General features: G+C 65.4%; 19 protein-coding genes. 11 read left to right on the plus strand and 8 right to left on the minus strand.

The window, feature by feature from the left end; genetic code table 11:
* The first annotated feature begins 68 nt into the window (after nucleotides 1–68).
* Together ubiM and ACMUOY_RS01925 are read left to right on the plus strand one after the other, a co-directional pair.
* Nucleotides 69–1,271: a 5-demethoxyubiquinol-8 5-hydroxylase UbiM gene (gene ubiM / locus ACMUOY_RS01920; protein ID WP_413890525.1), complete on the plus strand. Its 1,203-nt coding sequence runs from the start codon at nucleotides 69–71 to the stop codon at nucleotides 1,269–1,271.
* A gap of 185 nt (nucleotides 1,272–1,456) precedes the next feature.
* A complete protein-coding gene (locus ACMUOY_RS01925) occupies nucleotides 1,457–1,918 on the plus strand; it encodes a rhodanese-like domain-containing protein (RefSeq protein ID WP_290732992.1) in 462 nt (153 codons plus the stop codon).
* A 146-nt stretch (nucleotides 1,919–2,064) separates the two neighbouring features.
* Here the strand turns inward: ACMUOY_RS01925 and ACMUOY_RS01930 are convergent, their stop codons facing one another.
* Nucleotides 2,065–2,715, minus strand: coding sequence for an FMN-dependent NADH-azoreductase (locus ACMUOY_RS01930; protein ID WP_290732994.1), 651 nt, complete (start codon nucleotides 2,713–2,715; stop codon nucleotides 2,065–2,067).
* A gap of 135 nt (nucleotides 2,716–2,850) precedes the next feature.
* Here ACMUOY_RS01930 and ACMUOY_RS01935 point away from each other — a divergent pair, with 135 nt between their 5' ends.
* Nucleotides 2,851–3,774 carry a LysR family transcriptional regulator gene (locus ACMUOY_RS01935; protein ID WP_290732996.1) on the plus strand — a complete coding sequence of 308 codons (924 nt, stop codon included), beginning with the start codon at nucleotides 2,851–2,853 and terminating at the stop codon, nucleotides 3,772–3,774.
* Here the strand turns inward: ACMUOY_RS01935 and ACMUOY_RS01940 are convergent.
* Complete coding sequence (locus ACMUOY_RS01940) at nucleotides 3,749–4,720, minus strand: alpha/beta fold hydrolase (RefSeq protein ID WP_290732998.1); 972 nt, start codon at nucleotides 4,718–4,720, stop codon at nucleotides 3,749–3,751. The two genes, ACMUOY_RS01935 and ACMUOY_RS01940, sit on opposite strands and share 26 nt — an antisense overlap.
* A gap of 194 nt (nucleotides 4,721–4,914) precedes the next feature.
* Here ACMUOY_RS01940 and ACMUOY_RS01945 point away from each other — a divergent pair, with 194 nt between their 5' ends.
* The 6 genes from ACMUOY_RS01945 (at nucleotide 4,915) to minE (ending at nucleotide 10,996) form a co-directional block, all read left to right on the plus strand.
* On the plus strand, nucleotides 4,915–5,073 hold the full coding sequence (locus ACMUOY_RS01945; RefSeq protein ID WP_413890529.1) for a hypothetical protein: 159 nt from the start codon (nucleotides 4,915–4,917) through the stop codon (nucleotides 5,071–5,073).
* A 54-nt stretch (nucleotides 5,074–5,127) separates the two neighbouring features.
* Complete coding sequence (locus ACMUOY_RS01950; protein ID WP_413890531.1) at nucleotides 5,128–6,054, plus strand: histone deacetylase family protein; 927 nt, start codon at nucleotides 5,128–5,130, stop codon at nucleotides 6,052–6,054.
* A gap of 57 nt (nucleotides 6,055–6,111) precedes the next feature.
* On the plus strand, nucleotides 6,112–8,802 hold the full coding sequence (locus ACMUOY_RS01955) for a GNAT family N-acetyltransferase (RefSeq protein WP_413890533.1): 2,691 nt from the start codon (nucleotides 6,112–6,114) through the stop codon (nucleotides 8,800–8,802).
* A 290-nt stretch (nucleotides 8,803–9,092) separates the two neighbouring features.
* A complete protein-coding gene (minC, locus tag ACMUOY_RS01960) occupies nucleotides 9,093–9,860 on the plus strand; it encodes a septum site-determining protein MinC (RefSeq protein WP_413890535.1) in 768 nt (255 codons plus the stop codon).
* 57 nt (nucleotides 9,861–9,917) lie between these two features.
* Nucleotides 9,918–10,733 carry a septum site-determining protein MinD gene (gene minD, locus ACMUOY_RS01965; protein WP_413890537.1) on the plus strand — a complete coding sequence of 272 codons (816 nt, stop codon included), beginning with the start codon at nucleotides 9,918–9,920 and terminating at the stop codon, nucleotides 10,731–10,733.
* Between the two features lie 2 nt (nucleotides 10,734–10,735).
* Nucleotides 10,736–10,996 carry a cell division topological specificity factor MinE gene (gene minE / locus ACMUOY_RS01970; protein WP_413890539.1) on the plus strand — a complete coding sequence of 87 codons (261 nt, stop codon included), beginning with the start codon at nucleotides 10,736–10,738 and terminating at the stop codon, nucleotides 10,994–10,996.
* Nucleotides 10,997–11,142: 146 nt separating this feature from the next.
* Here the strand turns inward: minE and ACMUOY_RS01975 are convergent, their stop codons facing one another.
* The 6 genes from ACMUOY_RS01975 to ACMUOY_RS02000 all read right to left on the minus strand — a co-directional run bounded on the left by ACMUOY_RS01975 (nucleotide 11,143) and on the right by ACMUOY_RS02000 (nucleotide 16,509).
* Entirely contained in the window at nucleotides 11,143–11,514 is a 372-nt protein-coding gene (locus ACMUOY_RS01975; RefSeq protein ID WP_413890541.1) for a hypothetical protein, read from the minus strand.
* 23 nt (nucleotides 11,515–11,537) lie between these two features.
* Entirely contained in the window at nucleotides 11,538–12,575 is a 1,038-nt protein-coding gene (locus ACMUOY_RS01980; RefSeq protein WP_413890543.1) for a DctP family TRAP transporter solute-binding subunit, read from the minus strand.
* A 40-nt stretch (nucleotides 12,576–12,615) separates the two neighbouring features.
* On the minus strand, nucleotides 12,616–13,914 hold the full coding sequence (locus ACMUOY_RS01985; RefSeq protein ID WP_413890545.1) for a TRAP transporter large permease: 1,299 nt from the start codon (nucleotides 13,912–13,914) through the stop codon (nucleotides 12,616–12,618).
* Between the two features lie 10 nt (nucleotides 13,915–13,924).
* Complete coding sequence (locus ACMUOY_RS01990) at nucleotides 13,925–14,449, minus strand: TRAP transporter small permease (protein ID WP_413890547.1); 525 nt, start codon at nucleotides 14,447–14,449, stop codon at nucleotides 13,925–13,927.
* 72 nt (nucleotides 14,450–14,521) lie between these two features.
* Nucleotides 14,522–15,517, minus strand: coding sequence for an alpha-ketoacid dehydrogenase subunit beta (locus ACMUOY_RS01995; protein WP_413890549.1), 996 nt, complete (start codon nucleotides 15,515–15,517; stop codon nucleotides 14,522–14,524).
* Entirely contained in the window at nucleotides 15,508–16,509 is a 1,002-nt protein-coding gene (locus ACMUOY_RS02000) for a thiamine pyrophosphate-dependent dehydrogenase E1 component subunit alpha (protein WP_413890653.1), read from the minus strand. The genes ACMUOY_RS01995 and ACMUOY_RS02000 overlap by 10 nt, the downstream gene beginning before the upstream one ends.
* Nucleotides 16,510–16,752: 243 nt before the next feature.
* On the opposite strand from ACMUOY_RS02000, the gene ACMUOY_RS02005 reads away from it, so the two are divergent.
* Both ACMUOY_RS02005 and ACMUOY_RS02010 read left to right on the plus strand, forming a co-directional pair.
* Nucleotides 16,753–18,156 carry an aspartate ammonia-lyase gene (locus tag ACMUOY_RS02005; RefSeq protein ID WP_413890551.1) on the plus strand — a complete coding sequence of 468 codons (1,404 nt, stop codon included), beginning with the start codon at nucleotides 16,753–16,755 and terminating at the stop codon, nucleotides 18,154–18,156.
* Between the two features lie 43 nt (nucleotides 18,157–18,199).
* Nucleotides 18,200–19,525 (plus strand): anaerobic C4-dicarboxylate transporter family protein, encoded by a 1,326-nt coding sequence (locus ACMUOY_RS02010; protein WP_413890553.1) that lies wholly within the window; start codon nucleotides 18,200–18,202, stop codon nucleotides 19,523–19,525.
* The last annotated feature ends 2 nt before the right edge of the window (nucleotides 19,526–19,527 follow it).

Below are 19,527 nucleotides of genomic sequence, written 5' to 3' on the forward strand. Positions count from 1 at the left end.
CCTGGCTTCGCGCCATAGCTTGACCCCGGTCAACCTGCGCACACCAACCGCCCGCTACCCTGCCCGCCATGGACTACGACCTCATCATTTCGGGTGCGGGCCCGGCCGGTCTGTGCCTGGCGCGTGCCCTCTCGGGGCACGGCCTGCGCCTGGCCGTGGTGGAGCAACAGCCGCTGGCGGCCCTTGAAGATCCGGCCTTTGACGGTCGCGAAATCGCCCTCACCCAGCACTCGGCGCAGCTCATGCGCACGCTCGGCCTGTGGGAACGCATTGAGCCCCATGCGCTGTCGCCGCTGCGCGACGCCCGTGTCATGAACGGGCCCTCGCCCTTCGCGATGGTGATCGACCATGCCCTGGGCAAGCGCAGTGAACTCGGCTGGTTGGTGTCCAACCACCTGATCCGCCGCGCCGCGTTCGAATGCGTCCAGCAGTCCCGCCAGGAGCATGCCGACATCACGCTGATGGCCAGCGAATCCGTCAGCGGCGTGCGCACCGATGCCGAAGCGGCCCACGTCACACTGGCCAGCGGCGTCCTGCTGAAAGCCAGGATGCTGGTAGCAGCCGACAGCCGGTTCTCGACCACCCGGCGGGCGATGGGCATTGCCGCCGACCTGCACGACTTCGGCCGCAGCATGCTGGTGTGCTGCATGACCCACGACGAGCCCCACCACCATGCCGCCTGGGAGTGGTTTGGCTACGGCCAGACCTTGGCGCTGCTGCCCATGAACGACGATCCGGCAACCGGCGAACACCGCTCCTCCGTGGTGTTGACTCTGCCCAGCCAGGACATCGACCCACTGGTCACGCTGGAGCCGGCAACTTTCAACCAGGAGATGGCGCGTCGCTTCGATCAGCGCCTGGGCCGCATGACGCTGGCCAGCACCCGCCACGCCTACCCGCTGGTGGCCGTGTATCCGCGCCGGCTGGTCGGGCAGCGCTTTGCCTGCGTGGGCGACGCCGCGGTCGGCATGCACCCGGTCACCGCCCATGGCTTCAATTTCGGCCTGCTCAGCATCGACAACCTGGCCGGCACCGTGCGGGCCGCGCACGCCCGCGGGGCGGACATCGCCGCACCGGATGGCTTGGCGCGCTACGAGCAGACCCAGCGCCGCGCGACCCTTCCGCTGTACCTGGCCACGCAGCTCGTCACCCAGCTCTACACCCGCGACAACCCGCCCGCCCGCGCCCTGCGCACCCTGGCCTTGCACGTGGGCGAGCGCTTCACCCCGTTCAAGCGCCTGATTGCGGCCTCGCTGACCGGTGGCGGTTGACACTCGACCACAATAGCTGGCCAGGGTCGGCCAGATTTCCCGCGTCGTCTGGGCTCCGACGCACAGCGGGCAGTCCCCTGGCAAGACATCACCGTCCGGCCACACCGCTCCTCTTCTATCACCAGCAATGGGACAATGCACGGTGCGGCCGTCTTTCCCGAGCCGCCCTGCCAACGGACCCACCGATGACCGACGAAAAAGACATGTCTGCCGACGAGCGCGCCGCGCTGGAGATCTCCCTGCCCACCGCGATGGAGCTGTGCCGCCTCGGCCTGGCCACGATGATCGACATCCGCCAGTCCTTCGAGATCGAGATGAAGGGCGCAATTCCCGACACCGTTCACATCCCGATGTTCGAGGTCAAGCTGATGCTCGGCCATACCCTGACCGAGGACGAACAGGACATCCTGGACGCTGGCGAGCCCAAGGAACTGGACGCACAAAGCTTCTTCAGGATGATCAACCAGCTGCACCATGCGCGCGACCACCTCTTGCTGTGCATCTGCAACAGCGGCCGGCGCAGCCTGACCGCCGCCTCGCTGCTGCGTTCGCTCGGCTACCCCAAAGCCTTGTCGGTCGCTGGCGGCTTCCAGGCCTGGAAGAAACTGGGGGCCACGCCCGCGCAGGCGACGCCTCCCGCCGCCTGATCCCTGTCGGAACAATCGAAACGCCTTCATTAGCTATCTTATTCGTAGCGTCTGGCGTCCATCCGACGCTGGGAATTGCACAAAAAGTGCCTGTTGATGGCGGTTCTGCCTGCCCAGGCCAGGGCCCGGGCGGTTCCCTCGGGACATCAGGCCGCTTCAGCCGCCTGGGACTCGTTGGCCGCAACCCCCGTGTGGACGCGGATCGCGCTCTGGGCTGACGCCAAGGCCTGTGACCGTGCAGTTTCGCCCATGGCCAAGCCTTCGGCACGCACGAAGCGCACATCGGTGATGCCGATGAAGCCCAGCACGGTCTGCAGGTAGCTCTCCTGGTGCTCCAGGGCCCGGCCGGCTTCGGTGGTCGAATAGCTGCCGCCGCGGCTGGACGCAATGATCACCGTCTTGCCGGTGGCCAGACCTTTAGGGCCCTTGTCGGTGTAGGTGAAGGTGCGCCCAGGCTGCGCAATGCGGTCGATCCAGGCCTTGAGCTGGCTGGGGATCGAGAAGTTGTAGAGCGGTGCGCCCAGCACGATGACATCGGCGGCCAGCAACTGGGAAACCAGGGCCTCGGACACGGCGTTTTCACGTTCTTGCACTTCCGTCAGCGGTGCCGCACCAGGCGCTGCGCGAAAACCGATGGAGTCAGCCGACAGGTGGTTCGGCGTGTCCACCGCCAGATCGAGATAGTCGACCACGGTCCCGGGATGACTGGCGCGCCACTGGCTGACGATGTCGCGGGTGAGCTGGCGCGAAACGGAGTGGGCGCCGAGGATGCTGGAATCGATGTGAAGCAGTTTCATGATGAAGTCCTTTGGTCCGGTGAAGCCGCACAGGGCGACCATATACTAAGTATGCGGATGGTTTGTTTGATTGATAAGATGGCAAATTTGCGATAGATTGTTCTAAGAATAGAACAATCAACCCGATCAGGCCCGATGCAGGATCTCAACGACATGCTGTTTTTCGCCGAAGTCGCCGAACGTGGCGGCTTTGCCGCTGCAGGCCGTGCGCTCGGCCTCCCAACCTCCCGGCTGTCGCGCCGGGTCGCCGAACTGGAAGGGCGCCTGGGTGTGCGGCTGCTCCAGCGCACCACCCGACGGATCGCCCTGACCGACGTGGGCGCTCAGTACCTTCGCCACTGCGTGGCCTTGCGCGAGGAAGCCCAAGCCGCTGCCGATGTGGTGGCCCAGGTGCACACCGAGCCGCGTGGTGTGCTGCGGGTAAGCTGCCCGGTCACCTTGGCCCAGACGATCGTCGGCGAAGTGGTTGCGCCGTTCATGGCGCGGTACCCGGAAGTCCGCGTGGACATCGCCGTCACCAATCGCGTCGTGAATCTGGTGGAAGAGGGCATCGACGTCGCGCTGCGCGTACGGCCCACGCTGGACGACAGCGGCAGCCTGGTCGTCAAGCGCCTGGGCAACAGCCAGACCCTGCTTGTCGGCACACCCGGCCAGCTCGACCATCAGGGCTGGCCAACCTCTGTTGGCGACCTGGACCGCCTTGACACCGTTGCGATGTCGGCATCCGACGGGCGCTCGAGTTGGCTGATGCAGGGGCCGAACGGTGCAACCCATGACTGGACGCATCAGCCGCGCCTGGTCGCCGATGACCTCCTGACCCTCAAGCTGGCCATTCTCGGCGGGGTGGGCGTAGGCCTGTTGCCCGACTACATGTGCCACCCGGATCTTCTGGCTGGCAGGCTGGTGTCGGTGCTGCCAGGCTGGAACCCGAGACCGGGTCTGATGCACGCTGTTTTTGCGTCGCGCCGGGGCCTGGCGCCCGCCGTACGGTGTTTTCTGGATTTCCTGGGCGAACGCCTTGAAAGCACCCGCGTCACGGCTGCTTCAGAAAGCCCCTGACCTCGGCCACCGTGCGCGCCGGATCCTCCTCCTGCGGCACATGTCCCAGGTCGTCGAACACCACCAGACGCGAGCTGGCGATGTCTTTCGCAAAACGCTGGCCATTCTCCGGGGGCAACAGGCGGTCTCGGCCACCCCAGAGGATCAGCGTGGGCTGCTTCAGGCTGCGGATCGCCGCCGGATCGCCGGTGTAGCCCTGCTCGATGCGGCGCGCCAGCGCCCGCCGATTGCCGGCACGCAGTGTCATGTCCACATACAGGTCCACTAGCTCGGGCGTGACCTTCTCGGGCTGCCCATACACATAGCGCGCGGTATTCTCCACCACGCCACGCGGCAAGGTGTAGGCCATCAGATCTCGCACCACCGGCATGCCCGCCAGCTGAAAACCAATCGGTGCGTTGCGCGGGTCCACCCCATAGCCGCTGGCGTCCACCAGAATCAGGCCGGCCACACGCTGCGGCACTGCCGCCGCCGTAGCCCAGGCAATCTGGCCGCCAAGAGAATTGCCGCCCAGCACAAAACGCTGGATGCCCAGCTGGTCCACCACTGCGGTCACGAATTTCACATAGGAGGCAATCGAATAATCGTTCTGGACATTCGGCCCGGTCAAGGCAAAGCCTGGCAAGTCGAACCGCACCACCCGCCGATCGGTGCGCAGTTCGCGCGCCCATCCCTCCCAGGTGTGCAGACTGGCCGAAGTGCCATGCAGCAGCACCAATGGCAACGAGGACAGCGGCGCGCCGGGTGCGCCCGGATCACGGGGCCCTTCGTCGCGCAGATGCACCTGCTGGCCCTGCACCTCGATGAACTTCGATGGCGGCTGGGCCCAGCGCGCGGTGAGCTCGCTCACTGGCTTGTCAGGCGCCCACGTGGCCACCAGGCCCGCCCCGCCAAAGAACACCACAGCACCCAGCAGCAGCCAGGCCGACTTGTAAAGCAACTTCATGGAGCCGGACTCTATCGGCCTGGCTCAACGCCGTCAAAGCACAAAGCTGTGGACAGTTCTGGCACAAGCCATGACTTATCCACAAGACGGGCCCGTCCCGCGAGGTTGTTCCTTTTGACGTTACACCCGCAACAGCCCTCCGCCCACAGGGGCTTACAGCGTGCAAGTGCTTGAAAACAGGCAGGAAAAGCGCCTTGTCCACAGAAAAGGGGGTGCTTTACTACTACGACTATGTAGAAGTAATACCTATAGAAGAACAAGCAAGGACAACCCGGACCGAAAAAAGACCCCTTGAAATGCACCTGAAACCCCTGGATATGCGCAAAATTGCTTCAAATCAAGACGAAGGCTGATTTGCGGATGAACAATGTCAGGGTTTACGAGCAATAAAACACGAGGAGACTGGTTTGCTGTCCGCTTTCATTACCCACGCCGATTGCGCCCGCCACGAAATGGGACCCCATCACCCTGAATGCCCCGAGCGCCTTGGAGCGATCAACGACCACCTGCTGGTCAAGGGCCTGCTGGATTACATGCACACCTACGATGCGCCGCTGGCCACCGAGGAGCAATTGGGTCGCGCGCATTCCTCGCTGTATGTGCGTGAACTCTTTGCGAACGCGCCGACCGAGGGCTACTTTCACGTCGATCCCGACACCAACATGAACCCCTGGACGCTGAAGGCCGCCTTGCGCGCAGCAGGGGCCGCGGTGAAAGCCACCGACCTGGTCCTCTCCGGCGAAGTACCCACGGCGTTCTGTAGCGTGCGCCCGCCTGGCCACCATGCCGAGCATGCGGCTGGCATGGGCTTCTGTTTCTTCAACAACACGGCGGTCGGCATCCGCCATGCGCTGGACGTGCATGGCCTGAGCCGGGTGGCGTTGATCGACTTCGACGTTCACCACGGCAATGGCAGCGAAGACATCTTCAAGGGGGACGAGCGCGTCCTCATGTGCTCGATCTTCGAAAAGGGCCTGTACCCCTTCAACGGGGAAGAGGCCAAAGGGCTGAACATGGTCAACGTCGGCCTGCCCAGCCGCTCCGGCGGCGACAAGTTCCGTGAAGCCGTCACCGACTACTGGATGCCCGCGCTCGACGCATTCCGCCCGGAGCTGATCTACATCTCGGCCGGTTTCGATGCCCATCGTGAAGACGACATGGGCAACCTGGGCCTGGTCGAGGCCGATTACGAATGGGTCACCAAACAACTCATGCAGGTGGCCAACCGGCACTGCAAAGGCCGCATCATTTCCTGCCTGGAGGGCGGCTACGTGCTGAGCCCGCTGGCGCGCAGCGTGGGTGCCCACGTCAAGGTCCTGATCGGCGCAGACTGATTTTCAAACTCACGGGCTCATGCTGACCAGATTCGCAGAAAGCCCGAAATACCCTCCATGGACAAGCACTACCTCCACCCGCTTTTTTCTCCCGAATCCATCGCCGTCTTTGCCGGCCAGTGGGACGATCCCACCACACAGACGCCCCAGGCCCAGACCTTGTTGACCTTTCTGCGGGCGCAGCGCTTTTCCGGCACCCTCACGTTTCTTGATATCCATACCACCGGCACCCTGGCCGACCTGGCGCAGACCCGCGCCGACCTTGCCATCATTGCACTGCCCCATGAGGACGTGGCGGCGGCCCTCGATATTGCCGGTCGCATCAAGTGCCGCGCGGCGGTCGTCATTTCAACCGGGATCAACGCCACGCTGGCCAGTGAGCTCAACCAGCTGGCACGTCACCACGGCATGTACCTCCTTGGCCCGAATTGCCTGGGCTTCCAGCGACCGCGTGCCGGCCTCAATGCCAGTGTGGCCGGACCCATGGCCACGCCCGGTCCGCTGGCGCTGGTGTCGCAGTCGGGGGCGCTGACCTCTTCCATCCTGGACTGGGCGAGCCAGAACGCCGTCGGATTCTCGACCGTGGTCTCGCTCGGCCCGAACACCTCGGTCGATATCGCGCAGGTGCTGGATTTCCTGGCCTCCGACCAGCAGACCCACAGCATCGTGGTCTACCTCGAAGGCATCTCCAACTCGCGCCGCTTCATGAGCGCGCTGCGGGCGGCTGCCAATGCCAAACCGGTGGTGGTGCTCAAGGCGGGTCGCAAGACCGCCGGCAACAAGGCCGCGCGAACCCACTCCGGCGCCATTGTGGGCAGCGACGACGTGTTCGATGCGGCCTTGCGGCGCGCGGGTGCGGTGCGGGTGCGCTCGTTCGTGGCGCTGTTTTCGGCCGCCAAGTGCCTGGCGTCCCGCTACCGCGCAGTCGGTCGTCGCCTGGCGATCATCACCAACGGGGGCGGTCCGGGCGTGCTGGCAGCCGACTGGATCAGCGAGATCAACCTGCAGCTCGGCCAGCTCAGTGCGGCCAGCGCCGAGGCGCTCAAGGCCGTCCTGCCTGCGCAGGCATCGCTGTGCGACCTGATCGACCTGTCCGAGGACGCCTCGCCCGAACATTACCGGCTGGCGCTGGACGCCGCCAGCAAGGAAAAGGAGATCGACGGGATCCTCGTCATCCACTCGCCGAAGACCGGCTGCGATGCCGCGGCAGTGGCCGCTGCGCTGGCGGATTTCAAGGCCCGCATCAGCAAGCCCTTGTTGACCTGCTGGATGGGCGATGCCTCGGTCGGCGAAGCGCGCACGGTGCTCAACACCGCCATGATCCCGACCTTCCGCACCCCTGAGGCGGCGGTGGGCGCCTTCGGCAACATCGCCTCCTTCTACCAGAACCAGCAGCTGCTGCAGCAGACGCCGCCGCCGCTGTCCACCCTGGCCAAACCCGACATCGAGGGCGCCCGGCTGCTGATCGAAAGCGTGTTGGCCGAGCGCCGCAACGTGCTGACCGAGATGGAGTCGAAGGCGCTGTTGTCGGCCTTCCACATTCCCGTGACCAAGACCATCCTGGCGCGCAACGCGAACGAAGCCATGATGATCGCCACGCAGCTGGGTTTCCCGGTGGCTCTGAAGATCGACTCGCCCGACATCACCCACAAATCCGATGTCAACGGTGTGGCGCTCAACGTCATGAACGCGGTCGGTGTGCGCGACACCTACAACGACATGATGCAGGCGGTGAAGCGCAACCAGCCGAATGCGCGCATCAACGGTGTGACCATCCAGAACATGGCGCGCCACAAGCGTGGCCGCGAGATCTACATCGGCCTGGTCACCGACGATCCGTTCGGCCCGGTGATCGCCTTCGGCGCCGGCGGCACCATGATCGAACTCATGAACGACCGGGCCATGGAGCTGCCCCCGTTGAACCAGTTCCTGGCGCGCAGCCTGATCGACCGCGCGCGCGTGAGCGAGACGCTTGGCGAGTGGCGGGGTGCCACGGCCGTGGACATGGACGCGCTGGAGCACGTGCTGCTGCGCGTCTCGGAAATGGTCTGCGAATTGCCCCAGCTGCGGGAGATGGACATCAACCCCATCATCGTCGACGAATCCGGCGCGGTGGCGGTGGACGCGCGCATCGTCATCGACAACGCCCAGCAGGCCCATGGCGGGCGTACCCACAATTACAACCATCTGGCCATCCTGCCCTACCCGGCGCAGCATGAGCAGGTCTGGCCGATGCGCGGCGGCGAGCAATACACCATCCGCCCGATCCATCCGGACGATGCCGACATGCTGCAGACCCTGGTGCGCAGCCTGTCCTCGGAGAGCCGCTATTTCCGCTTTGTTTCGTCGATGCACGAACTGCCGCCGCAGATGCTGTCGCGCTTCACGCTGATCGACTACGACCGCGAGATGGCGCTGGTCGCGGTCTATACCGAGCGAAAGGCCGGCGAGGACGGCGAGATGGTCGAGACCTCCCGCATCGTGGGCGTCTCGCGCTACATCACCAACCCTGACAGCTCTAGCTGCGAGTTCTCGCTGGTGGTGGCCGATGATTTCGGCGGCCGCGGCCTGGGCTCGCGACTGATGCTGAGCATCATGGATGTGGCGCGCGAAAAGGGCCTGACCGAGATCGTCGGTCTGGTGCTGACCAACAACCCCGGCATGCTCAAGCTGATGAAGAGCCTGGGTTACAGCATCAAGGCCTATCCGGACGATCCGGACTTCCGGCTGGTGACCCACCCGCTGTAAACAACAAGCTGTGGATCAGCTGTGCACAAGTAGTTGACAAGACCGCCGTTCCCTAGCCGTCTTGTGGCCACCCGATGGGCAATCTCAACACCTGATGCACAGCTTGACTTGAGTTTCAAGTTCTTGTTTTTCAAAGAAAAAATCCAGTTTTCCACCACCGGATCGAAGCAGATACCCTGAATCGATGGGAGGGGCAACGGGCGGATGGCTGGTGACCGGGTCTTACCTGCGGGTGCCGCAGGCCCGACTGGTAAGATTCGGGCTCTTTTCCGTCGAGCATTCCATCCCCCATGTCCGTTGCCATTGCAGGAAACGCGCCTGCCACGTTCGAGATCAAGAGCGCGAATCTTCCTCTGGTGGCATTGCGCCTGAAGTCCACCGATCTGGACGCCCTCGCGGCCGAACTGTCCCGCCAGTACGGCGATATCCCGGATTTTTTTGACAACGATCCGCTGGTGGTTGATCTGAGCCCCTTGCCCGCCGATGCGCCCGGCCCCGATTTCGTGGCCCTGATCGCCTTGTTGCGTTTCCACCGGCTGGCGCCCCTGGCCTTCAAAGGCGGCACTGCGCAGCAGGCTGCCGCCGCGCTGGCGGCCGGCCTGGTCGGCGCGCCCGACGCGGCAACGGTCAAAACCGCCACCACCGCGCAGCAGGCCATCGGCCAGAGCCCGCCAGCAGCGCCGGCAGAGCCCCCACTGGCAGGCGCGCAGCTTCCCGCCTTGGTCATCGACAAGCCGCTGCGCTCCGGCCAGCAAGTCTATGCGCGAGGACGTGATCTGGTGGTGATGGCCATGGTGAACGCCGGCGCCGAGGTCATTGCGGACGGCCACATCCATGTCTATGCGCCCCTGCGGGGCAAGGCGATTGCCGGCGCGCGTGGCAATGCCGATGCCCGCATCTTTGCGCTCAGTCTGGAGCCGGAGCTGATCTCCATCGCCGGCATCTACCGCACCACCGAGAACGCCTTGCCCCCGGAAGTCTGGGGCCGTGCCACCCAGGTGCGCCTGGTGGCCGGACCCGAGGGCGAGCGCCTGGTGATGGAGCCGCTTTCATCCTGATTCCCGGGCCCGCCACGGTATGGCGGACCGCCTCAATTCACAAGGAAACCTTCTTTCATGACCAAGATCATCGTGGTGACTTCCGGCAAGGGTGGGGTGGGCAAGACCACCACCAGCGCCAGCTTTTCCGCCGGCCTGGCCCTGCGCGGCCACAAGACCGCCGTCATCGACTTCGACGTGGGTCTGCGCAACCTCGACCTCATCATGGGTTGCGAGCGCCGTGTGGTGTACGACCTGATCAACGTCATCCACGGCGAAGCCAACCTGAACCAGGCGCTGATCAAGGACAAGCAGTGCGACAACCTGTTCGTGCTGGCCGCCAGCCAGACGCGCGACAAGGACGCGCTGACGCAGGACGGCGTCGAGAAGGTGCTGACCGACCTGGCCGCGATGGGCTTCGAGTACATCGTCTGCGACTCGCCGGCCGGCATCGAGACGGGCGCGCTGATGGCCATGCACTTCGCCGACGAGGCGCTGGTGGTGACCAACCCCGAAGTCTCCAGCGTGCGCGACTCCGACCGCATCCTGGGCATGCTGGGCAGCAAGACCAGGCGCGCCATCGAGGGCCGCGAGCCGATCAAGGAACACCTGCTGATCACACGCTACAACCCCAACCGGGTGCAGGAAGGCCAGATGCTTTCACTGGAGGACATCCAGGACATCCTGCGGATCAAGCTGATCGGCGTGATCCCAGAGAGCGAGAGCGTGCTGCAAGCGTCCAACCAGGGCGTGCCGGCGGTGCACATGGCCGGCAGCGATGTGTCCGAGGCCTACAAGGACGTGATCGACCGCTTCCTGGGCGAAGACAAACCCCTGCGCTTCATCGACGCGGAAAAACCCGGCCTGCTCAAGCGCCTGTTCGGGAGGAAGTGAGCATGTCCTTCCTGTCCTTTCTGCTGGGCGAAAAGAAGAAGACCGCCAGTGTCGCCAAGGAGCGGCTGCAGATCATCCTGGCGCACGAGCGCAGTGGCCGCAACGCAGCGGAGCCCGACTACCTGCCCGCCTTGCAGCGCGACCTGGTGGCCGTGATTTCGAAGTACATCAAGATCAATCCCGAGGACATCAAGGTCAACCTCGAGCGCCAGGACAACCTGGAAGTGCTGGAAGTGAAGATCGAGCTGCCCGACGCCCGCTGAACGACGGCGCAGCCGGCAGGAGCGGCCACCGGCAGCCCGAAAGATGCTGCGAAAATAATAGCTGCATATGACCTTCCTGCGCTGGGAAGGGGCATATTTCATTCAAAAACCCGTTTCCACCGGCCCTGGCGCGTGCCGGGGCGGCGTCAGGCACGCCTGTGCAGGCCCTCGACAAGATCCAGACAGCGCTGGCCCGGCCGCACGCCCACCGAGACCGCCAGCGGGTTCGCGTGGCTGATGACGCCGTCAGCCAGCGTGCTGGCGGCCTCGCCGATGCGCGCGCTGTCATGGCTCACGGTGCAGGCGGCCAGGCCCTGCGCCTGCAGGAAGGGCAGCGCGGCCATGCCGGCAGCGTCCTTGCCGACCCCCGCGTCGTTGAACACGCTCAGCCAAGGGCGCGCCGCCAGCGCGTAACGCGCCGAGCTGATGCCGCCGTGCGAGCCGCTCACAGCCAGGCAGCCCGCATCCGCGGGCCCCAGTTCGGTGATCGAATCCACGACCCGCAGCACGACCGGCATGCGACGCCTGGGCGAGCCGTGCCTTACTTCTTGCGCGCCGCGATGGCGGCTTCGGCCGTCTTCACCAGATCGGGGCCGATGGTGGCTTTCCACTTGTCGTACACCGGGCGCGTGGCCTTGACGAAGGCTTCACGCTCGGCGGGGGTCAGCGCGGTCACGGTCACGCCCATGGCGGCAATGTCCTTCAGCAAGGGCTTGTCGGCCTCGACCAGGCCTTTGCGGGCAATGGCGATCTCCTGCTTGCCCGCTTCGATCGCCGCCTCGCGCACGATCTTCTGGTCGGCCGGTGTCCATGAGTTCCAGATGTCCTTGTTGACCACGAAGATCAGCGGATCGGCCACGTAGCCCCAGGTGGTGACGTACTTCTGGCCCACGGTGTGCATCTTGAGGATCGTGAACAGGAACAGCGGGTTCTCCTGGCCGTCGACCGCGCCGCTGGACAAAGCCGGTTGTGCGTCCGCCCAGCTCATCTGGGTCGGGTTGGCGCCCAGTGCGGTGAACATGTCGGAGAAGATGGGCGAGCCCACCACGCGAATCTTCATGCCCTTGAGGTCTTCCGGAGACTTGATCGGCCGCTTGGAGTTGGTCAGCTCGCGGTAGCCGTTCTCGCCCCAGGCCAGCGGCACCACGCCGCCCTTGTCCAGCGTGGCAAAAATCTTCTTGCCGACTTCGCCCTGGGTCAGGGCGTCGATGGCCGCGTAGTCGGGCATCAGGAAGGGCAGCGAGAACAGGTTGAGTTCCTTGACCTGCGGCGACCAGTTGATGGTCGAGCCCACCGCCATGTCGATCACACCCTGGCGCAGCGCGCTGAATTCGCGCGTCTGGTCGCCCTGGATCAGCGACACGCCGGGATAGAGTTTCATGTTGATGCGGCCCTGCGTGCGCTCCTTCACCAGGTCGGACCAGACCTTGCCGGCCTGTCCCCAAGGCGTGGGCGGACCGAGGACCAGCGACATGCGGTATTCGGCCTTGTAGGCGGCCTGCGCGGTCGCGGCGGTGGTGAACGTGCCGAGGGCGGCGGCCACGGCGGCCAGCCCGATGAGGGTTCTGCGGATCTTCATGCTTGGGTTCTCCTGTAAAAAAACAAACTGTACGCCAGGCTCAGTAGCCCAGGTAACGCGGCAGCCAGAGTGCCAGTTCCGGCCAGACGATCACCGCGACCATCACCAGGAACATCGAAAACAGCATCCAGCCGACCCAGCGCACGGTCTCCTCCATGCGCACGCCGGCGATGCGGCACGACACCATCAGGTTCACGGCCAGCGGCGGGGTGAACTGGCCCAGCGCCACCTTCAGCGTGAGGATCACGCCGAACCAGACCGGGTCCCATTTGTAGAACTGCACGATGGGCCACAGCAGCGGCACGAAGATCAGGAAGATCGACACCCCGTCGAGGAACATACCCACGGTGATCAGCATCAGGATCAGCAGAGACAAAACGCCGTATTCGCCCAGCCCTGAATTCACAATCGCGTTGGTGACCGGGTCGATGACGCCAAGGGTGGACAGCGAGAAAGCAAAGATGCCCGCCAGTGACACCACCAGCAGGATGATGGCCGACAGCTCCCCGGATTCACGCAGGATCACGAACAGGTCAGGCCACTTGATCGTGCGGTGGATCACCATGCCCACGAACAGGCCATAGAAGACTGCCACCACGGCGGCTTCGGTCGGCGTGAACCAGCCGGCGCGCATGCCGCCCAGAATCAGCACCGGGGCCGCCAGCCCCCAAGTGGCCTCCTTGAAGCTTTTCCAGAGGGGCGGACGCGGCAGGCTCGACTCCAGTGCGCCCATCTTGTGCTTGCGCGCCAGCAGCACGGTCGGAATGATCAGGGCCACGCCGGCCAGGATGCCGGGAATCATGCCGGCGGCAAACAGCGCCGGCACCGAGGCGCCCGGCACCAGCACCGAGTACACGATGAAGGCCACCGAGGGCGGGATCAGGATGTCGGTGGCCGCCGCGGCGCCCACCACGCTGGCGGAAAACGCGGCCGGGTAGCCGGCGCGCGACATGGCGGCAATCATGACCGCGCCCACCGCCGCTGCATTGGCCGGACCCGAGCCCGAGATGCCGCCGAGGAACATCGCCACCACGATGGCCACCAAAGGAAGCATGCCGGGGCCGCGCCCGACGATGGCCACCGCGAAGTTCACCAGTCGCAGCGCCACCCCGGAGCGGTCGAAGATCGAGCCGACCAGCACGAACATCGGGATCGCCAGCAACGGGTACTTGCCCAGACCGGCGTAGAAATTCTGTGGCACGGCCAGAAGGCCGAACCATTGCGCGTCGGAATTGGCCAGCGCGATGCAGGCGGCGCCGGCCAGGCCGAGCGCCGCGCCGATGGGCACGCCCATCAGCATCATCACGAGAAAGGCGACAAACAGCAGGGTGGGGATCATGCCGGTGCCCTCACGCCCGCCGGCCGCGGCGGATGAACAGGCCCAGCGCCCGGCCCGAGATGGCCACCGACATCACCGGCAGCCAGATGGTGTACCACCACTGCGGCACGCCGATGCCCGGCGAGGTCTCGCCAAAGCGGATGTCGTCGTACACGACCCGCGTGCTGAGCACGGCGATCAGCGCAAACAGCAGGAACATCATGAGCGCGCCAAAGCGGGCCAGCGCGCGCTGGCGCGCGGCCGATCCGCTGTCGGCAAAGAACTCGATGCGGATCTGGCGGTTGCGCGCCACCGAGGCCGAGCCCGCCACCAGGGCCAGCACGATCATCAGAAACACCGAGAACTCCTCGGTCCAGGCAAAGGACTGGCTTGTGAAATAGCGTACCAGCACGTTGGCGAAGGTGATCAGCGCCAGCAGGCCCATGACAATGACGGTCAGCCAGTCCTCGATCTTCAGCGGAATGACGGTGACTTCGTCCTGCGCGGCCGGATCCGGCACTTCGGCGGGCAGGTGGTGGGGTTCGTGGATGTGCATGGGTTCGGTGTCAGGTTAAAGAAGAAGGTCGGTACGCGGTATCGGCAAATACCGCACGAAAGGCCTGAGCCACTAGGCCAGCATGGCGCGCACGGCGGCCGCGATGGCCTCCAAGCCGATGCGCGACTGGGCCTCCAGCACCGGTGCGTAGCCCACCGGGATGCGCGGCGCGCCCAGGCGCCTGATCCGGCAGCCCGTGGCTTCGGCGGCCGTGGCGGCAATTTCGGCGCCAAAGCCGCCTGCCTGCACGGCTTCGTGCACCACCAGCAGTTTTCCGGTCCGGGCGCAGGACGTGAGCACTTGCTCACGATCCCAGGGCCAGATGGAGCGCAAATCGATCAGTTCGACATCAATGCCCTCGGCCGCCAATGCGTCGCAGGCCTGCTCGCACAGCAGCGCCTGGCGGCTCCAGCTCACCATCGTCAGCGCCGAGCCGCGTCGGCGCACCGCGGCCTGGCCGAGCGGGATCTGCAGCGCCTCGTCGACGGTGCCCTGACTGCCCCAGAGCGTCTTGTGCTCGATGTAGGCCACCGGATCGCCCGACTGAAGGGCCGAACGCAGCAGCGAATAGTTGTCCTGCGGCGTGGACGGGCACACCACCACCAGGCCCGGCAGATGAGCAAACCAGGATTCGAGCGACTGCGAATGCTGTGCCGCCGAGGCATCCCAGATGCCGCCCGGCATGCGCGCCACCAGGGGCACGCGGCCCTGCCCGCCGAACATGAAGCGGTTCTTGGCGGCCTGGTTGACGATCTCGTCCATGCCGCACAGGGCAAAGTCCACCACGCGCATCTCGACGATGGGCCGCATGCCGGCCAGCGCCATGCCCACGCCCGCGCCCATGATCGCGGCCTCGCTGATCGGTGTGTCGATCACGCGCGCGGAGCCGAACTGCTGCTGCAGCCCCGCGTACTGGCCGAAGATGCCGCCGCGGCCGACGTCCTCGCCGAGCACCACGACGCGCGGATCGGCATCCATCTCGCGCTGCACCGCCCGCACGGCCGCCTGCGCATAGCTGAGGGCTTCCGGTGCGGGGGCCGGCCGTTGGGGCTGGGCATTCAGAACCATGTGCCGGCTCCCGTGCTCTGGATGTCGGTGAAGGCGGCGCTGGCCTCGGGCCAGGGTGCGGCAAAAGCGCTGTCCAACGCAGCTTGCACCTCGGCGGTCGCTTCGTTCTCCAGCGCGTCCAGCACGGCCAGGTCGTGCCCTTGCGACTGGAAGCGGCTGCGCAGGCGCGCAATCGGGTCGGTCTGCAAGGCCGCGGCCAGCTCCTGTGGATCGCGATAGGCCGCCGGATCCACCGACACGTGGCCTTTGACACGGTAGGTCAGCGCGTGCAGCAGCCGCGGACCCAGGCCTGCCCGAACCTGTGCGACCAGGGCGGCCGCCGCCTCGTGGACCTCGACCACGTCGTTGCCGTCCACCTGTGTGGCGGCGATGTCCAAGCTGATGGCGCGCGCCGAGGCGCCCGGTCCGGCCGTCATCGGGCCGCTGGCCGTGGTGGCGCTCCAGCGGTTGTCCTCGCAGACAAACAGCACCGGCAACGCATAGACCCGCGCCCAGTTCAGCGCTTCCAGAAAGGGTCCGCGGTTGATGGCGCCGTCGCCGAAAAAGCACACGGTGATGGCATCGTCCACCGCCTGGCTGCTGGCGCGGGCCTGGTCCTGCTGCAGCTTCTGCGCGTGGGCGGCACCCACCGCAATCGGCAGCCCGGCCGCCACCACGCCGTTGGCGCCCAGCATGCCCACGGAAAAATCCGCGATGTGCATCGAACCACCCTTGCCGCCGTTGAAGCCGGTGGCCTTGCCGAACAGCTCGGCCATCATGCGGCCCAGGTCCGCGCCCTTGGCCAGCGTGTGGCCGTGCCCTCGGTGGGTGGAGGTGAGGTAGTCAGCGGGATGCAGGTGCGCGCAGACGCCGGTGGCCACCGCCTCCTGCCCGGTGGACAGGTGCAGGGGCCCTCGCACCCGGGCCGTGCCGGCGGCGCTCTGGCCGTAGGCGCTGACGCCGCCCTGGCTGGCGATTTCGGCGGCATTCTCGAATGCCCGGATGCGTACCATGGTGCGGTAAAGGCCCGCCAGAACGGTGGAGGATTCTGGTGAAGTCAAGTGGATCTCTCTGGCCCCGCTGCGGGGGCGTGCAATTGGGCGGACATCGTAGCACCGGCCCAGCGGGCGTTTGCAGCTTGTTTGCGTTCCGTGCTTGCCAAAAGCGTTCTTGGGGAAGACACTTTTTCCCGAATGATCCGGTGAGGCCCGGGGCTTCATCCGTTCGTCCACCCCATTCCATCGAAGGAGATCACGATGAGCTTCCGCACCGAAAAAGACTTCCTGGGCGAAAAGCAGCTGCCCGACAACGCCTACTACGGCGTGCAGACACAACGCGGCAAGGAGAACTTCCACATCACCGGCATCCCGATGTCCACCGAGCCCTACTTCGTCAAGGCGTTTGGCTACGTCAAGAAGGCGGCGGCGCTGGCCAACCGGGATCTGGGTGTGCTGGACGCGACGGTGGCCAACGCCATCGCCGCCGCCTGCGACCGGCTGATTGCAGGCGAGATGGCCGATCAGTTCGTCACCGACTTCATCCAGGGCGGCGCCGGCACCTCGACCAACATGAACGCCAACGAGGTCATCGCCAACCTCGCACTCGAGCAGCTTGGCCACCAGAAGGGCGAATACCAGTACGTCAACCCGAACGACCATGTGAACTTCGGCCAATCGACCAACGACGTCTATCCCACGGCGTTCCGGCTCGCGCTGATCCTGCGCCTGGGCAGCTACATGGACGCGCTGCGGCGCCTGCAGGAAGCATTCTTTGCCAAGGCCAGGGAGTTCGACCGGGTGCTCAAGATGGGCCGCACCCACCTGCAGGACGCGGTGCCGATGTCGCTGGGCCAGGAGTTCCACGGCTGGGGCACCACCATCGGCGAGGAGGTGCAGCGCATCGCCGAGGTGCGCCAGTTCCTGCACGAGATCAACCTGGGCGCCACTGCCATCGGCACCACGGTGACGGCTGCGCCGGGCTATCCGGAGCTGGCCACGAAATACCTGTCCGAGCTGACCGGCACCACCTTCATCCTGGCCGGCGACCTGATCGAGGCCACATCCGACACCGGTGCCTACGTGCTGCTTTCCGGCGTGCTCAAGCGCACGTCGTCCAAGCTCACCAAGATCTGCAACGACATCCGCCTGCTGGCGTCGGGGCCGCGTTGCGGCTTCAACGAGATCAACCTGCCGCAGATGCAACCGGGCAGCTCGATCATGCCGGGCAAGGTCAACCCGGTGATTCCTGAAGTCGTCAACCAGACCAGCTTCCTGGTGATCGGTCTGGACCTGACGGTCACGCTGGCCGCCTCCGCCGGGCAACTGCAGCTCAATGTGATGGAGCCGGTGATCACCTTCGCGCTGTTCACGTCAATTGCCACCATGGAGAACGCCGTCAACAGCCTGAACGTCAACTGCATCCAGGGCATCACGGCCAATGCCGAGCGCTCGCGCGACATGGTGCTCAACTCGCTGGGCATCGTCACGGTGCTCAAGCCCTCGCTGGGCTACAAGCAGTGCGCTGAGATCGCACGCGAGGGCTACCAGACCGGCAAGTCGCTGCACCAGATCGTGGTGGTCGAGCGCAAGCTGATGACGCAGCAACACTGGGACGAGGTGTTCTCGTTCGAAAACCTGATCGCGCCGAAGTTCGAGCAATGAACTTTCGCCGGGCGGGGCGCCGCCCAATCAAAGGAGAAGAAAAATGACACTCGCCATCGTTCTGCAATTTCTCGTTGTTCTGGCGGCCATCTGGATGGGCGCGCGTTCCTCGGGCATCGGTTTGGGCCTGTGGGGCGCGGTCGGCCTGATGGTGCTGGTGGCCGGCTTCGGCATCAATCCGACGTCGCCGCCGATCGACGTCATGCTCATCATCCTGGCCGTCATCATGGCCGCGTCGGTGATGGAGGCCGCTGGCGGCATCGACTTCCTGGTGCGCATCGCCGAGCGCATCATCCGCGCCAACCCGAAATACGTGACCATCGTCGCGCCGCTGACGACGTGGACCTTCACCTTCGTGGCGGGCACCGGGCACATCGTCTATCCGCTGCTGCCGGTGATCTACGAGACCGCGCACCGCAGCGGCATCCGCCCCGAGCGCCCGATGGCGGTGGCGACCATCGCTTCGCAGCAGGCCATCACGGCCAGCCCGGTGGCCGCGGCCACGGCCGCGATGATCGGGCTGTTTGCTGAAAAGGGCATGACCCAATGGGGTCTGCCGCAGATCCTCATGGTCTGTGTACCGGCCACACTCACCGGCGTGGTGGCCGCGGCCATCGTTTCGATGTTCGTCGGCAAGGACCTCAAGGACGATCCGGAATACCAGGCGCGGCTGGCCGCCGGTCAGATCCCGGCGCCGCAAGCCGACACCAGCCGCACCCCGCTCAAACCCGGCGCGCGCCTGTCCGCGTTCATCTTCCTCGCCGGCGTCGCGCTGGTGGTGCTGTTCGGCTTCTTCCCCAGCCTGCGCCAGCTGCCTGGCGCGAAAAGCCCGCTGGCGATGCCAATCGTGATCGAGATCCTGATGATGTCGGTGGCCGCGATCATGCTGCTGGTGACCAAAGTGGCCGTCGACGAAGTGCCCAAGACGGCCACCCTGCGCGCGGGCGTGGTGGCGGTGATCGGCATCTTCGGCCTGGCCTGGCTGGGTGACAGCTTCATCGCCGCCAACAAGGATGTGATCGTGCCGGCCATCGGTGACTGGGCCAAGGTTGCGCCCTGGACCTTCGCCTTCGGCCTGTTCCTGGCGTCCGTGCTGCTGTATAGCCAGGCGGCCACCACCCGCGCGCTGATGCCGCTGGGCATTGCGCTGGGCATCCCGCCGCAGTTCCTGATCGCGATGTTCCCCTCGGTCAACGGCTACTTCTTCATTCCGACCTATGGCTCGCTGATTGCGGCCATCAACTTCGACCTGTCGGGCACGACGAAGATCGGCAAGTACGTGCTGAATCACTCGTTCATGATCCCTGGCCTGGTGGCGACCTCGGTGGCGGTGTTCACCGGGCTGGCCATCGCGCGCGTGATCTTCTGAGG

Origin of the sequence: Candidatus Skiveiella danica, from assembly GCF_022705245.1 — a bacterium.
Classification (GTDB): domain Bacteria; phylum Pseudomonadota; class Gammaproteobacteria; order Burkholderiales; family Burkholderiaceae_C; genus Skiveiella; species Skiveiella danica.

What these genes read in the sequence shown, in the direction of transcription:
- ubiM (WP_413890525.1), top strand. Translation starts at nt 69, where the DNA reads ATGGACTACGACCTCATCATTTCGGGTGCGGGCCCGGCCGGTCTGTGC.
- ACMUOY_RS01925 (WP_290732992.1), top strand. Translation starts at nt 1,457, where the DNA reads ATGACCGACGAAAAAGACATGTCTGCCGACGAGCGCGCCGCGCTGGAG.
- ACMUOY_RS01930 (WP_290732994.1), bottom strand. Translation starts at nt 2,715, where the DNA reads ATGAAACTGCTTCACATCGATTCCAGCATCCTCGGCGCCCACTCCGTT.
- ACMUOY_RS01935 (WP_290732996.1), top strand. Translation starts at nt 2,851, where the DNA reads ATGCAGGATCTCAACGACATGCTGTTTTTCGCCGAAGTCGCCGAACGT.
- ACMUOY_RS01940 (WP_290732998.1), bottom strand. Translation starts at nt 4,720, where the DNA reads ATGAAGTTGCTTTACAAGTCGGCCTGGCTGCTGCTGGGTGCTGTGGTG.
- ACMUOY_RS01955 (WP_413890533.1), top strand. Translation starts at nt 6,112, where the DNA reads ATGGACAAGCACTACCTCCACCCGCTTTTTTCTCCCGAATCCATCGCC.
- minC (WP_413890535.1), top strand. Translation starts at nt 9,093, where the DNA reads ATGTCCGTTGCCATTGCAGGAAACGCGCCTGCCACGTTCGAGATCAAG.
- minD (WP_413890537.1), top strand. Translation starts at nt 9,918, where the DNA reads ATGACCAAGATCATCGTGGTGACTTCCGGCAAGGGTGGGGTGGGCAAG.
- minE (WP_413890539.1), top strand. Translation starts at nt 10,736, where the DNA reads ATGTCCTTCCTGTCCTTTCTGCTGGGCGAAAAGAAGAAGACCGCCAGT.
- ACMUOY_RS01975 (WP_413890541.1), bottom strand. Translation starts at nt 11,514, where the DNA reads ATGCCGGTCGTGCTGCGGGTCGTGGATTCGATCACCGAACTGGGGCCC.
- ACMUOY_RS01980 (WP_413890543.1), bottom strand. Translation starts at nt 12,575, where the DNA reads ATGAAGATCCGCAGAACCCTCATCGGGCTGGCCGCCGTGGCCGCCGCC.
- ACMUOY_RS01985 (WP_413890545.1), bottom strand. Translation starts at nt 13,914, where the DNA reads ATGATCCCCACCCTGCTGTTTGTCGCCTTTCTCGTGATGATGCTGATG.
- ACMUOY_RS01990 (WP_413890547.1), bottom strand. Translation starts at nt 14,449, where the DNA reads ATGCACATCCACGAACCCCACCACCTGCCCGCCGAAGTGCCGGATCCG.
- ACMUOY_RS01995 (WP_413890549.1), bottom strand. Translation starts at nt 15,517, where the DNA reads ATGGTTCTGAATGCCCAGCCCCAACGGCCGGCCCCCGCACCGGAAGCC.
- ACMUOY_RS02000 (WP_413890653.1), bottom strand. Translation starts at nt 16,509, where the DNA reads ATGGTACGCATCCGGGCATTCGAGAATGCCGCCGAAATCGCCAGCCAG.
- ACMUOY_RS02005 (WP_413890551.1), top strand. Translation starts at nt 16,753, where the DNA reads ATGAGCTTCCGCACCGAAAAAGACTTCCTGGGCGAAAAGCAGCTGCCC.
- ACMUOY_RS02010 (WP_413890553.1), top strand. Translation starts at nt 18,200, where the DNA reads ATGACACTCGCCATCGTTCTGCAATTTCTCGTTGTTCTGGCGGCCATC.